The organism is Pseudomonadota bacterium, assembly GCA_016195085.1.
Lineage (GTDB): Bacteria > Pseudomonadota > Alphaproteobacteria > SHVZ01 > SHVZ01 > JACQAG01.
This window is the reverse complement of record JACQAG010000048.1, coordinates 1-14,579: the sequence shown is the minus strand read 5'-3', so window position 1 is coordinate 14,579 and position 14,579 is coordinate 1. Positions and strand designations below refer to the sequence as shown.

The window sequence follows — 14,579 nt, the reverse complement described above, 5'->3', positions numbered from 1 at the left end:
GGGGAAAGCGGACGCGTCGCCGTGATGAATAATCCGGGCTAAACGTATTGATGTCTCCGGCATGGGTTCTACATACGTCTCATGAAATTGGACCTTGCGGTCCTGGTGAAGGTTTGGACGTTTCTGGCTCATGAATTAAGGCGCGCTTTGTCGCGACGATGTTCTCTCTAATCGCCGTTCATGGATCATGGCAATGCCGGCTTCCCATCACATTGACCGAGTAAGCCTGTCCGTCGAGGGGCCGCCCGACTCTGCTGCCCTTGGCAGATTGGCAGAGTCCTGGCGGCGAAGTCTGAAGGATCATCATATCGATCCTGGAAATGTTGCGCCGGCACAAATCGTAACTCAGCACGAACTGAATGGACTCCGCGAGCCACTTGAATATCAAATCGAGATCGGCCGTGTCGAACTCGACCAGCTGTATTCCGTCATGCGTAACGCCGGCTATGTCGTCCTTCTCTGCGACGCCAATGGAATTGCGATCGACCACCGCGGCGACGAAGCCAAAGCCGATCGATTCAAGCATTGGGGTATATGGTTAGGCGGCGTTTGGTCCGAGAGCGTTGAGGGCACGAATGGGATCGGGACGTGCATCAGGGAACTCCGACCATTGACCGTGCATACGCATCAGCACTTCCGTGCGCGGAACATCAGCCTCAGTTGCTCCGGAGCTCCGATCTTCGCTCCCGACGGTAGGCTATGCTCCGTGCTCGACGTATCCTCGATGAACCCTGACGTGTCGGAGGGAGCCCATGCACTTTCCCTTCCGATCACCCTCAATGCCGCGCGCGCCATACAAGAGCGCCTCTTCCGCGCACGCTTCAGCCGCGACCGGATTCTCGCATTGTCTCGGGACAATGGAGGTTCGAGCGCACTATTACTGGCCGTGGATACCGATCAGCGGATCGTGGGCGCCGATCGCAATGCGCGTGACTCGCTTGATCTCAACGACGAGTCTCTGCACGGCGGCGTCAGTTTGTGGAAATTCTTCGCACGCGATCTTTCCCTGTTCCGGGGAAATTCGGGGGGCGATCTTCCTGGTCGACTCACGAGCATCCGTGACGAGGCCGGTTGGCGCACAATCGTGACCGCACCGATTGCCAGGTCGGGAATTGCCAAGAACAGCGGTGCGAGCATCTTCCATGCGCGACCTCGGATCGGCCAATTGGCGGACATGAGGGATACCATCGTCGACCGGCAACATCGTGGTGGTCTCTCGCCGATCGTGCTGCGCCGAGTGCTCGAGTATATTGATGTTTCTCTACGCGAAAATGTCGGCCTTGCGGCGCTGGCGAAAATCGCGGGCCTATCGATATGGCATTTCGCGCGCGCGTTTAAGCGGGCGGTTGGCATGCCGCCGCATGGCTATTTACTCCAGCGGCGCATTGAGCGTGCGAGAGAGCTGCTCGAGTCGACAAATCTGCCGATAGCGGAAATCGCTCTCTCGGTCGGATTCTCCGATCAAAGCCACTTTGCCAGGCACTTCCGGCGACTGACGGGCCAAACTCCGACCCTGGCTCGTCGCCGTAGCATTCTGCAGAGCTCCTAGTGCACCGAATGGGAGGTTCGTAGGATAAACCGCCCGGTACTTCCGAGGTGCGTCCCCCGAGCTAGGCGAGAAGCGACACGCTCGGGATAAGCGGGCCGCTAATCCATTGAAGCCGGTGTGATTCAGATTCCGAAGTTCGCCCACGAACTTCGGAATCATCACATTGGCACCCCATCCGGCACGCAACGTTGGTCTCCCAGATGTCGCCAATCAAGGGACTTCGCCACGCTGAGGTCGAGAAGACCCTGGAAAAGCGCAAGAACGTTCTGAGCCCCGCAAGGCCGTCCAAGAAATACCGATCCATGCCGCCTAGATTCACTCCAATCTGCCGGATCGCCGACATGCGCCCGAACACCGGTCGATCATACGAAAGCCGACCGTGGCCGCTTCTAGGCGAAATATCGGAGCTGGAGTCATGGACTTGGCCGATGTCTTATTGATCGCCGATGACCCTGATCTAAGGGAAACCCTCCGGGCAATCCTGGTCGACGCCGGTCATAAGGTCGTTTGCGCGGAGGGCAGGCAAGCCGGCATCGATGCCTTCAGGCGAAAACGGCCCGATTTGGTGATGATTGACATCGCCATGCCTGAGGCCGAGGTCGTGCAGTCCATGCGTGCGCTCCGCGCCAACGATCCGAGCGTGCCGATGCTCGCCATTGCCGGCGGCGGCCGACCGCTCGACCGAGCGAGCCATCTCCGCATGGCAAAGCAGCTCGGCGCGACCTCGATCCGCTCGACGCGGTTTCGCGGCGGTGAGCTGTCCCGCTTGGTCGGTCGGGTGCAGGGGCGGGGCTGCGCCGACGGTGAACATTGATCCGCTCATCCAGTCGCAAGACACCTTTGCTCAAGTGCCAGTAACATACGCGAATGCACCGTCCCACGACTGGTGGGACCGGTGCGACCGGTGGAAGTGCAGTCGCCGCGAAATACCACCACAAGGGCATGTATTATCAAAATGCGATAAACCTATGTTCGATTGCCGCCAGCGGATTGCTGCCAAGATCAAATTGGTTAACAATATTAACTATTTCGTCTTGAATAATTCTTTTTCAAGTCCAGTATTATTAAGTGATATCGAAGCATACCACAATATTCAACTCGATTTGTTATCAACGAATTCAATTTCAAGATATAGGATCTCTTTCCCTCATCTCGGACAGGGGCCATGACCGTCCCATTCTTTCCAACGACCACCATCCCGGAAGGCGAGGCGCCGCTCGATTTCGCCTTCGGCCTGCTGCAGTCCTCGACCGAATACTCGATGATCGGCAAGGACTTGGACGGCCGCATCCTGTTGTGGAACGAGGGCGCCAGGCGGATTTACGGCTACACGCCCGAGGAGATCGTCGGCAAATCCGCCAACCTGCTGCACGTCCCGGAGGACGTCGCGACCGGCGTGCCCAAGGAGATGCTGAAGACGGCCCTTGCCGCCGGCAAATGGGAGGGCTCGCTCGAACGGCTGCGCAAGGACGGCCGCCGCTTCCCGGCCCGCGTGGTGGTGACGCCGCGCCACGACACCAAGGGAAAGCCCACTGGCTTCCTCCTCATGTCGCGCGACCTCTCGCACGAGCTCCGCTATTTCGACGACCGGCACCGCAGCCGCATGTTCGACAGCGCCATTGTCGGCAGCCCGCTGGCCGCCGTCGACTTCATCACCAACATCCTGCAATCCTCGACCGAATATTCGGTCATCGGCAAGGATCTCGACGGCAAGATCCTGTTGTGGAACGAGGGTGCCAGGCGGATCTACGGCTATGAGCCGGAGGAGGTCGTCGGCAAGGCCAATGCCGAGATCCTGCACATTCCCGAGGACGTCGCCTCCGGCAAGGCGCGCCAGATCCTCGACCTGGCGCTGCGCGAAGGCAAATGGGAAGGCACGCTGGAGCGCCTGCGCAAGGACCAGACCCGCTTCACCGCGCGCGTCGTCATCACCCCCCGACGCGACACCTCCGGCAAGCCCGTCGGCTATCTGCTCATCTCCAAGGACATCTCCGATGAGATACGCCTCACCGAGGAGCTGAAGGCAAGCCAGTACTACACCCGCTCGCTCATCGAATCGAACATCGACGCGCTGATGACCACCGACCCCCTCGGCCTCATCACCGACGTCAACCAGCAGATGGAGGCCTTGACCGGTCGCAAGCGCGACGAGCTCATCGGCACGCCGTTCAAGGGCTATTTCACCGACCCGCAGCGCGCCGAGGATGGCATCCGGCTGGTGCTGCGCGACGGCAAGGTCACCAACTACGAGCTGACCGCGCGCCGCCAAGACCGCCACGAGGTGGTGGTTTCCTACAACGCCTCCACCTTCCGCGATGCGAACGGCAAGCTGCAGGGCGTGTTCGCCGCGGCGCGGGACATCACCCAGCAGAAGCAGCTCGAAGGTCAGCTCCGCGATTCTCAAGCCTATAACCGCGGCTTGATCGAGGCCTCCGTCGACGGGCTCGTCACCGTCGATCCCAAAGGCGTCATATCCGACGTCAACGAGCAGATGTGCCGCATGTCCGGCTATGAGCGGGCCGAGCTGACCGGCACGCCGTTCGCCGACTATTTCGCCGATCCGGACTTCGCGACCGCGGGGGTCAATCAGACCTTCGAGAAGGGCCAGGTGACCGACTATGCGCTCACGCTCGCCACCAAGACCGGCAAGCGTCTGCGTGTATCCTTCAATGCCTCGGTGTTCAAAGACCCGTCCGGTAATGTGCGCGGCATCTTCGCTTCGGCCCGCGACATCACCGAGCAGGCCGGCCTGCAGGAGCAGCTCGGCCAGGAGCGCACCTACAATCGCGGCCTGATCGAGGCCTCCCTCGACGGCTTGGTCACGGTCGATTCGATGCTGGCGGTGACCGACGTCAACGCCACCATGTGCCGCATCGCCGGCTACAGCCGCGAGGAACTGATCGGCAGCCAGTTCCCGCAATACTTCACCGATGCCAAGCGCGCCGCCGACGGCGTGCGCCTCAGCTTCGACAAGGGCGCCGTCACCAACTATGAGCTGACCCTGCAACGCAAGGATGGCGGCACCATCCTTGTTTCGTTCAATGCCGCGGTGTTCAAGGACGAGGCCAGCGGCAAGCAGGGCATCTTCGCCTCGGCCCGCGACATCACCGACCAGGCGCGCCTGCAGGAGCAGCTCGGACAGGAGCGAACCTACAACCGCGGCCTCATCGAGGCCTCGGTCGACGGGCTGGTGACCGTCGACCAGACGATGCACATCACCGACGTCAACGCCACCATGTGCCGCCTGCTCGGCCGGCAGCGCACCGCCGTCATCGACGCCTCGTTCAAAGACTACTTCGTCGAGCGCGACCGCGCCGAAGAGGGCGTCAAGCTCACCTTCGAGAAAGGTGCCGTCACCGACTATGTGCTGACCCTCGAGGCCGCGGACGGCAGGCGCACGCCGGTCTCCTTCAACGCCGCCATCTTCCGCGACGACAGCGGGACCGTGCGCGGCATCTTCGCCTCCGCCCGCGACATCAGCGCGCAAAAGCGCCTGGAAGAGCAGATCCAGGCATCCCAGGCCTATACGCGCTCGCTCATCGAATCCAACATCGACGCGCTTATGACCACTGACCCTCTCGGCATCATCACCGACGTCAACCAGCAGATGGAGGCCTTGACCGGGCTGAAGCGGGCCGAGCTGGTCGGCACGCCCTTCAAGAGCTACTTCACCGACCCTGAGCGCGCCGAGGAAGGCATCCGCCAGGTGCTGCATGACGGCAAGGTCACCAACTACGAGCTGACCGCGCGCCGCCAGGACGGCCACGAGATGGTCGTCTCCTACAACGCCACCATCTTCCATGACCGCGACGGCAAGCTGCAGGGCGTGTTCGCCGCGGCGCGCGACATCACCCAGCAGAAGGGCCTCGAGGAGCGGCTCCGCGAGCAGCAGAACTACCTGCGCGGCCTCATCGAGTCCTCGGTCGACGGCCTGATCACCGTCGATCCCGATTTGACCATCACCGACGTCAACGACCGCATCTGCCAGATGTCGGGCTACAGCCGCGAGGAGCTGCTGGGCTCGCGTTTCATCGAATACTTCACCGAGCCCGAGCGCGCCAAGGCCGGCGTCGAAAAGACCTTCAAGGACGGCTTCGTCACCGAATACGCGCTCACCATCGTCTCGCGCACGCGGCGCTTGCTGCAGGTTTCGTTCAACGCCTCGGTGTTCAAGGATCCCGTTGGCAAGGTGCGCGGCATCTTCGCCTCCGCCCGCGACATCACCGACCGCGTGCGCCTGGAGGAGCAGCTCCGCGAGCAGCAGACCTATCTGCGAGGGCTGATCGAGTCCTCGGTCGACGGCCTCGTCACCGTCGACCCCGAGGGCTTCATCACCGACGTCAACGAGCAGTTCTGCCGGATGACCGGCTACGCCCGCGACCAGCTCATCGGCTCGCCTTTCAAGCAATACTTCACCGATCCGGCGCGCGCCGACATCGGCGTCAGGCGGACGCTCGCGGACGGCGTGGTGCAGAACTACGATCTGGTGATCCGCACGCTGTCGGGCCGCAAGTCCACCGTCTCCTTCAACGCTTCGGTGTTCCGCGGCGGCGACGAGCGGGTGCAGGGCATCTTCGCCTCGGCCCGCGACATCTCCGAGCAGGCCCGCCTGCAGGGCCAGCTCGCCGAGCAGCAGGCCTACAACCGCTCGCTGATCGAGGCATCGGCCGACGCGCTCTTCGCCATCGCCTCCGACGGAGCGATCACCGACGTCAATGAGGAGGCGACGCGCCTTGCCGGCTATTCGCGCAAGCATCTAGTCAACTCAGGCTTCGCCGGCTACTTCACCGATCCCAAGCTCGCCGCCGCCGGCGTCGAGAAGACCCTCGAAGCCGGAAGGGTGATCGGCTACGAGCTGGTGCTGGTGACTCGCCACGGAAGACGGCTGCCGGTCTCCTTCAACGCCGGCGTGTTCACCGACAGCGACGGCAAGCCCATGGGCATCCTCGCTGGCGCCCGCGACATCACCGCGCAGAAGAAGCTCGAGGAGGAGCTGCGCTCCCAGCAGTTCTACACGCGCTCACTGATCGAATCGAACATCGACGCTTTGATGACCACCGATCCGCTGGGCATCATCACCGACGTCAACCAGCAGATGGAGGCCTTGACCGGCCGCAGCCGCGACGAGCTCATCAGCACGCCCTTCAAGGACTATTTCACCGACCCCGCCGCCGCCGAGCGCGGCATCCGCCAAGTGCTGAGCGAGAGCAGCGTCACCAACTACGAGCTGACCGCCCGCGACAAGGGTGGACGCGAGACGGTGGTCTCCTACAACGCCGCCATCTTCCACGACCGGGACGGCAAGCTGCAGGGCGTGTTCGCCGCCGCCCGCGACATCACCGACCGCAAGCGCTTCGAGCAGACACTGCAGGAAAAAAACGTCGAGCTGGAGAATGCCAGCTTGGGCAAGGACCGCTTCCTTGCCAGCATGAGCCACGAGCTGCGCACGCCGTTGAACTCCATCATCGGCTTCACCGGCACGCTGATCATGAAGCTGCCCGGGCCCCTGACCAAGGACCAGGATAAGCAGCTCAAAACCATCCAAAGCAGCGCCCGCCACCTGCTGTCGCTCATCAATGATCTCCTCGACCTCGCCAAGATCGAGAGCGGCAAGGTCGAGCTAAACATCGAACCGGTGTCCTGCAACTTGGTGGTCCAGGAGATCGCCGCCAGTCTGAAGCAGATGGCGGAAGCCAAGGGACTGGACTTCACGATCACCATGCCGAAGAACGACGTCGTCGCCTTGGTCGACCGCCGAGCGCTCAGCCAGATCGTCATCAACCTCGTCAACAACGCGATCAAGTTCACCGAGAGAGGCGAGGTCCGGGTCGAGCTCAGGCCGCGGGGAAATGGCCGCGACCGGCCGATCATCGCCGTGATCGATACTGGCGTCGGCATTCGCCCGGAGGATCGGCCGAAGCTGTTCGAAGCCTTCTCCCAGGTGCACGAGGTGGGCGCGCGGCGCGCCGAAGGCACCGGTCTCGGGCTCCATCTCAGCCGCAAGCTCGCGAAGATGATGGCCGCCCGGATCCGCTTCCAGAGCGAATACGGCAAGGGCAGCGAATTTTCCATCGAGCTGCCGGACTAGCGGGGTATCGCCATGGTGCCCAGGGTGCTGGTCATCGAGGACAACCAGAACAACACCGACCTCATGGTCTATCTCATCCAGTCGGCAGGCTGGCGGGCATCGACCGCCGCCGATGGCGAGGCAGGTCTGGCCGCGATCGCCCGCGAGCGGCCGGACCTAGTGCTATGCGACGTGCAGCTCCCGAAGATCGACGGCTTCGGTGTCGTCGCCCGGCTCAAGGCCGACGCGGCGCTGCGCTCGATCCCGGTGGTGGCGGTGACTGCGCTTGCCATGGTCGGCGACCGCGAGCGCGCCTTCGCTGCCGGCTTCGACGGCTACATGGCGAAGCCGATCGAGCCGGAGAAATTCCTCGGCAGCCTGCAGGAATACCTGCCGCAGGCAACGATGCGGACGACAGACCGCACTAGCTCATCGGTGGCGTCGATGAAGGCGACCGCCTCGGAGCGGGGCCGAGGCCGCATCCTTGCGGTGGACGACCGCGCGGACAATCTCGACTTCTTCGGAAACCTGTTGTCCCCGCACGGATTCGAGGTGTCCTGCGCCCAAGACGGGCAGGAGGCGCTGCGCATGGCGCTGGCCGCCCCCCCGGATCTATTCCTCTCCGATATGTCGATGCCGGGGCTGGACGGGCTCGACCTGCTTGCAGCCTTGCGAGCCGAGTCGACGCTGGGCGCCATTCCCTTCCTGCTGGTCTCCTCAGTGCCGCCGCGGGAGCTCGAATCGATGCTGCGCACCAGAACCAAGCCCGACTCCGTTCTCTACCAGCCCCTCGATCCGAACCAGCTCCTTGCCGAGATCGATCGGCTTCTCGCTCGACGTCCGAGGGGAGACCGCACCCCGTGACCACAGTCCTCATCGTCGACGATCGTCCCGAGAACCGCGACTATCTCGCGACCCTGCTCTCCTATCGGCACTACCGGGTGGTCGAGGCCGGTGACGGTCTAGAGGGGCTGGAGGTCGCTCGCCGGGAGTGTCCCGACCTCATCATCAGCGACATCCTGATGCCGACCATGGACGGCTACGATTTCGTGCGCGCGCTCCGAGCCGATCCCAGCCTCGCGGCCACGCCGGTCATCTTCTCGACCGCCCACTATCTCCGCCCCGAAGCCTTGGCGCTGGCCAAGCAGTGCGGGGTCGGGGCTTTCCTCTTCAAGCCCTGCGAGCCGGCGCTGGTGCTGTCGACCGTGGAGCAAGCGCTCGGAATTATCACGCCTCCCAAGGTGGAGGTGGAAGCGTTCGATCGCGAACATTCCAGGCTCTTGGCCGACGAACTTCTCGAAAAGGCGGACGCCCTGAGGACCGTCAACGAGAAGTTATCGACCGTCATCGAATTGGGGTTGCGTCTCGACCAGGAGCGGGATCCGGCGAAGCTGTTCGGAAAATTCTGTGCGGGGGTGCGCGCTGCCGTCGCGGCGAAATACGCCATCGTCGGCGTTCTCGGCTTGAGCACGACCGAGCTGTTGCATTTCAGCGTCAGCGGCGTCAATCCCGCCCTCGCCGCCAGTTTGAGCCGCCTTCCGACTCGCTGGGGCCAGATCGAGGAGGTGCTTTCGAAGCGCTCCATCATCCGGCTCGACGGTCTCGACGGCGATCCCGCCTCAGTCGGGCTGCCCCGGGATTTTCCGCCGATCCACAATCTGCTGGTGGCGCCGATCGCATCGCCCAGCGTCGTCTATGGTTGGATATGCCTGATCAACAAGATCGGGCTCGATCGGTTTTCCGACGGGGACGAGAACGTCGTGGTCAATCTCGGCGCCCAGGCCGGCCGGATCTACGAGAACGTGAAGCTCTATCGCGAGTTGCAGGACCGCGCCGAGGCCCTCGAGAAGGAGGTGGCAGTCCGAGCCGCCGCCGAACGAGCCGCGCACGAAAGCGAGCAACGCTTCCGCGTCGTCTTCGACACCGCCGTCGACGGGATGATCCTGATCGACTCCCGCGGCACGATTTCGATGTTCAACCCAGCGGCCGAGCGTCTCTTCGGTTATCGCGCCGATGTGGTGATCGGCCAGAACCTCAAGATGCTGATGCCCTCGCCTTACCAGGAAGAGCATGACCGTTACCTCGAGACCTACAATCGAACCCGCAAGCCGAAGATCATCGGCATCGGCCGCGAGGTCATGGGTCTGCGCAAGGACGGCACGACCTTTCCCATGGAACTGTCGGTGGGCGAGGCGCAGCGGGAAGGACGCTCCTTCTTCGTCGGCATCGTCCACGACATAACCGCTCGACGGAAGACCGAGGGCCAGCTTCGCCAATCGCAGCGGATGGAAGCAATCGGCCAGCTCACCGGCGGGGTCGCCCATGACTTCAACAATCTCTTGACCATCGTCATGGCAAATCTGGACCTTCTGGAAGCCACCATCGAGGACCGGGCCGAGGGTAAGGCAATGATCACGGCTGCGCTCGGGGCGGCCTCGCGCGGGGCAGAATTGACACACCAGCTACTGGCATTCTCCAGGCGACAGACGCTCGAACCGAACGTGATCGAGATCAACAATCTGGTCGAAGGCATGGTTCGCCTTCTGTCTCGCACCCTTGGCGAAAACGTGGAGATCGATCTACAGCTCGGCGCCGATCTCTGGCCGGTGCTGGCCGACCCGACACAGCTCGAGTCGGCCTTGACCAACCTTGCGGTCAATGCCCGCGATGCCATGCCCGACGGCGGCAAGCTCATCATCGAGACGAAGGACGTGTCCTTGGACGAAGCCTATGCGGCGCAAAATCCCGAGGTCGTCGCGGGCGATTATGTTGCGCTGGTCGTGTCGGATACCGGCATCGGCATGCCGCCGGAGGTGGCGGCAAGGGCGTTCGAGCCCTTCTTCACCACCAAGGCGCCGGGAAAAGGCACCGGGCTCGGCCTCAGCATGGTCTTCGGCTTCGTCAAGCAGTCCGGCGGCCACATCAAGGTCTATAGCGAGATCGGGCAAGGCACTACCATTCGCCTCTATCTGCCGCGGGCGGATGCCGAGGCGACGACGATCGGAGCGCCAAAGGCGGCGGAGACCATCGCTTCGGCGAAGGCCGGAGAGGTCGTCCTCCTGGTGGAGGATGACGGCGGCGTCCGTAACGTCGTAGCGAAGCATCTGTCGCGCTTCGGCTATCGCGTGCTGGAAGCGCCGAATGGGCCTGCGGCGCTCGCTCTCCTCGACCGCAACCTGGGGATCAATCTGTTGTTCACCGATCTCGTCATGCCTGGCGGCATGAATGGGGTCGATCTCGCCGAGCAGGCCCGCGCCAAGCGGCCGGAGATCAAGCTGCTGTTCACCTCCGGCTACAGCGAACCCGCACTGCTGAGCAAGCTGACAAAGATCAAGGGAGCTACGTTGCTGGGCAAACCCTACAAAGTTGCGGACCTGGCGCGGAAGATCCGTCAGGTCATCGATGGCGGGCAGAAGCTTTAGAGCGCCGAAGCCGCGGCTATGGGCTCTTGGGACGGAGGTGTGCAATAGCAATGCGGATGCGCTTGGATCGTTGGTTGGTGGAAGGCCGCGCTTCAGAGACGGCGGGCCCGTTTCCCGGGTGCCCGCGCTGTTCGGCTTGGTCGGTCGGATGCGGGGGCAGGCTTCCCAGAATGCAATAAATAACCCGCCTAGGTTTAAAGGCGCCAAGTAGTGTCACCGAGAACTTGCAACAATACCGCTTAAATTGAAGATTTATCGGCCTCCACCGAGCCTGCGGAGCCGCCGTCGGCGATTATCCCATTCCACAAAATGGAACTAAGCCGTCAACGCCAGAAACATTCACAATGCGAATACAGGCACATTGCCGGCGATATCTTATTAGTTAACAAACATTAACCAATTGAATTTCAATATATCATAGAAGCGAATTGGTAATTATCTGAAAAGAACAAATATATATAAATTGAAGATCGTCTTTATTCTTTAGAATCTATCCGCCAGTGCTGTATATTGCCCCTGAAAGTTTGGAGCTTGGCTTGCCGTGATCGTCTGGTCCTTCCGGAGAGTTGTGCGCCAAGCCGGCAATCGATCCCGGATAGGGGGCGAAATAGGGGATATGTCTCGCTCTCGCGGAAGCCGTCCGTTCCCGCTCTGGCTGTGGAGCGGCATCGAGCGGGCAGGCTCGATCGGCGTGCGCGCGCTGCGGCCGATCGGCGGCCTGCTGCAGCGCGTTCCACCGGTCCGGTTCGTCGCGATCGCCACCGCAACCTTGGTGCTGGCGCTGTCGGGGTTCGTCGCCGAGATGCTGGTGCGCGGCTATCAGGTTGAGATCGCCGAAGCCGAGCATCGCATTCAGGACTTCACCGACGTCCTGGCCGAGCATGCGACCCTGGTCTTCGAGGACGTCGATCGCACGCTGGAGGCGGCCAACAGAGAACGAGAGCGGTTGATGCGCGATGGTCACTGGGGGCCGTCGGCAGGCGATCGTCCCTACCAGGCCTTGGTCGAATTTCGGCTGAGCACCGCGGCGGCCTTGAACCTGTCCTGGACCGACGAGCACGGCGACCGGCTGTACAGCGCCGTTTCGCGCTCGCCATGGCCGCTCAACACCGAGGCGCTCCCGGAATTTCGCGTGCATCGCGACAGCGCCTCGGTCGGGATGTACATCGGCAGGCCGGCCTTGTCCGTCCAGTCCGGCACGTATCGCCTCCCGGTGACGCGCCGGTTCAACCTCGCGGACGGAACCTTCGGCGGCGTCACCTCCACCTTGGTCGATCCCTCCTCTTTGGCCACCTTCTACCAGTCGATGACACGCCGCCAGCGGTTGTTCATTACGCTCGCCTTGCTGGACGGCACCGTCGTCGTGCGTGAGCCTTCGCTGCCGATTTTCATGGGAATGTCGGTTGCGGCGGGGCCCCTCTTCACATTGCACTTGCCGAAAGCGCCGGTCGGCACGTTTTCCGCCGTCAGCAGCATCGACGGTGTCGAGCGCATCATCAGCTACAGGACCCTCGACAAGCTGCCGCTGGTGATCAGCGTATCGATCAACCGCGCCGACGCCCTCGCCGGCTGGTACCAGGATCGCGTCGTGGTGCTTGGCTTCTATGCCGCGCTGGTCGGCTTGATCGTCGGTGGATCGTGGCTCATCGTCCTGCAGCTTCGCCGGCGCGCGCACCGCCAACGCGAGCAGGAAGCGGCAAAGGAGCGACTGCGGCAAGCACAGAAGCTGCAGGCTTTGGGCACCCTCGTGGGCGGCATCGCCCACGAGATCAACAATGCGCTCGTGCCGATCATGACCTTGGGGGAGATGGCGGAGGAGGCCTTGCCTGAGGGCAGCTTCGAGCGCGACAGCGTCGCCCAGATGCGGCAATCCGCCCAGCAGATCGCCAATCTGATCAAGCGGGTCCTGGCATTCAGCCGCGAGGAGCAGGCCTCGGGCTCGCAGCTCGACCTCGCCGGCTTCGTGGCACGGCTTCGCCAATCCTTGCGCGGCGGGCTTCCCGGGAACATCGAGCTGGTGGAGCGGGTCGAGCCCGATATCGGCGCTGTCCAAGCCGGCGAGGAGAAGCTGAAGCAGGTCTTCACCGATCTGGTGACGAATGCCGCCCATGCGATCGGAACGGAGCCCGGCCGCATCGAGATCTCGGCCAGCGCCGGCTTCGATGCGGTTGGATCGCATACCGGCGGCGGAAGCGCCCCGGTCGACTATGTGCGGCTTGCCGTCAAGGACGACGGTCCGGGTATTCCGCCCGTGGTGCGAGAGCGGCTGTTCGAGCCGTTCTTCACCACCAAAGCTGCGGGCAGCGGCGTCGGCCTCGGCCTCTACACCGCGCGCCGGGTGGTGACCGAGCTCGGCGGCTATCTCGACGTCGAAAGCGTGCCCGGAAAAGGCGCCTGCTTTTCTGTCTATTTGCCGCGGGCAGCCGCACCCGGCCACCGACTGCAACCTGCCTAGAGGGAGCGGAGCGCAATGTCTCGCATCTTGGTGATCGATGATGAAAGCGGGATCAGGGCGGTGATCCAGACCGTGCTCACGCGCGAAGGGCATTCCGTTCGCTGCGCCAATGACGGCAAGGCGGGGCTTGCCGCCTTCCAGCAGGACAAGCCGGATCTGGTGATCACCGACATCATCATGCCGGAGAAAGAGGGCATCGAGACGATCCAGACGATCCGCAAGCTCGACCCGCGGACCCCGATCATCGCCATTTCGGGTGGAGGACGCGCGGCGAATGCCGACTTCCTGCCGCTCGCCGCCAAGTTCGGCGCCACCGCGACCCTGGCGAAGCCGTTCGGGGCGGCGGCTCTGCTGGACGTCGTTCGCAGCGTGTTGTCGGCATCGGGTCACTGAAAGCTCCGGTTCGGCGCGCGTCTGCGCATGACCGGGATCAAATGACGGGAGATGAGCATGTCAGCCATGACTGCCGACAATGGAGCGACGCTCCGCTACGAGATCCGGCTTTCGCTCAGGAGCCAGAGCGAGCTCGATCCGATCGAAGCCTGGCTCAAGCTCAATGCCAAAGCTCCGTGGAAGATGGAATTTCAGGGCATGTCGAAGCCGGCCGTCGGCGGCGGCGCGGCGCAGCGGGTTTTGGTCATGTTCCGCTTTGCCGACCAGGCGGACGCCGCCCGCTTTCAGGGAGAGCGGACGCGCACGCCCGTAGCGCCAAAGCCGACGCCGACGCCGAAGGATGCCTCCACCGTCGCCAAGGTGTCCCGCAGCATCTCCGAGATCTTCTCTCCGGCGAAGAAGGCCGCACCCTCGCGAACGTCTCCTCGCCCGGCCGTGCCATCGCCCGGCCTTGATCGCGGCGATCCCGAGGACTTCCTGAAATGCGCCAGCGATCTCGTGCGCAATGTCGACCAGGTGATGGTGAGCAAGGTGCAACTGATCGGCCTCGATCGGGTGAAGGAGCATTTCGGCGATGCCTGGAGCCGGGTCGCCGCCCGTGCCGACCAGGTCGCCGAGCGGGTGATCCAGAAGCGCCTCACCCAGCAGGACATGATGACCAAGGTGCATGATCTCAACTATCTCATCTTGTTC

General features: G+C 63.0%; 8 protein-coding genes. All 8 read left to right on the top strand.

Annotated features, from left to right (window positions below):
• The first annotated feature begins 193 nt into the window (after window positions 1–193).
• A complete protein-coding gene (locus HY058_14705; GenBank protein MBI3498546.1) occupies window positions 194–1,549 on the top strand; it encodes a helix-turn-helix domain-containing protein in 1,356 nt (451 codons plus the stop codon).
• A gap of 415 nt (window positions 1,550–1,964) precedes the next feature.
• A complete protein-coding gene (locus tag HY058_14700) occupies window positions 1,965–2,363 on the top strand; it encodes a response regulator (protein MBI3498545.1) in 399 nt (132 codons plus the stop codon).
• Between the two features lie 351 nt (window positions 2,364–2,714).
• Window positions 2,715–7,637: a PAS domain S-box protein gene (locus tag HY058_14695; GenBank protein MBI3498544.1), complete on the top strand. Its 4,923-nt coding sequence runs from the start codon at window positions 2,715–2,717 to the stop codon at window positions 7,635–7,637.
• Between the two features lie 12 nt (window positions 7,638–7,649).
• The gene (locus tag HY058_14690) at window positions 7,650–8,480 is read left to right on the top strand and encodes a response regulator (protein MBI3498543.1); all 831 of its coding nucleotides are present in this window, start codon (window positions 7,650–7,652) and stop codon (window positions 8,478–8,480) included.
• The gene (locus tag HY058_14685) at window positions 8,477–11,038 is read left to right on the top strand and encodes a response regulator (GenBank protein ID MBI3498542.1); all 2,562 of its coding nucleotides are present in this window, start codon (window positions 8,477–8,479) and stop codon (window positions 11,036–11,038) included. Before HY058_14690 ends, HY058_14685 begins: the two co-directional genes overlap by 4 nt.
• Window positions 11,039–11,654: 616 nt before the next feature.
• A complete protein-coding gene (locus HY058_14680) occupies window positions 11,655–13,493 on the top strand; it encodes a hypothetical protein (protein MBI3498541.1) in 1,839 nt (612 codons plus the stop codon).
• Between the two features lie 15 nt (window positions 13,494–13,508).
• Window positions 13,509–13,886 (top strand): response regulator, encoded by a 378-nt coding sequence (locus HY058_14675; protein ID MBI3498540.1) that lies wholly within the window; start codon window positions 13,509–13,511, stop codon window positions 13,884–13,886.
• A gap of 57 nt (window positions 13,887–13,943) precedes the next feature.
• The coding region (locus tag HY058_14670) for a hypothetical protein (GenBank protein ID MBI3498539.1) at window positions 13,944–14,579 on the top strand (636 nt) is incomplete at its 3' end.

Coding starts and splice junctions, on each gene's coding strand:
- HY058_14680 (MBI3498541.1), top strand. CDS start 11,655: ATGTCTCGCTCTCGCGGAAGCCGTCCGTTCCCGCTCTGGCTGTGGAGC.
- HY058_14690 (MBI3498543.1), top strand. CDS start 7,650: ATGGTGCCCAGGGTGCTGGTCATCGAGGACAACCAGAACAACACCGAC.
- HY058_14675 (MBI3498540.1), top strand. CDS start 13,509: ATGTCTCGCATCTTGGTGATCGATGATGAAAGCGGGATCAGGGCGGTG.
- HY058_14705 (MBI3498546.1), top strand. CDS start 194: ATGCCGGCTTCCCATCACATTGACCGAGTAAGCCTGTCCGTCGAGGGG.
- HY058_14700 (MBI3498545.1), top strand. CDS start 1,965: ATGGACTTGGCCGATGTCTTATTGATCGCCGATGACCCTGATCTAAGG.
- HY058_14695 (MBI3498544.1), top strand. CDS start 2,715: ATGACCGTCCCATTCTTTCCAACGACCACCATCCCGGAAGGCGAGGCG.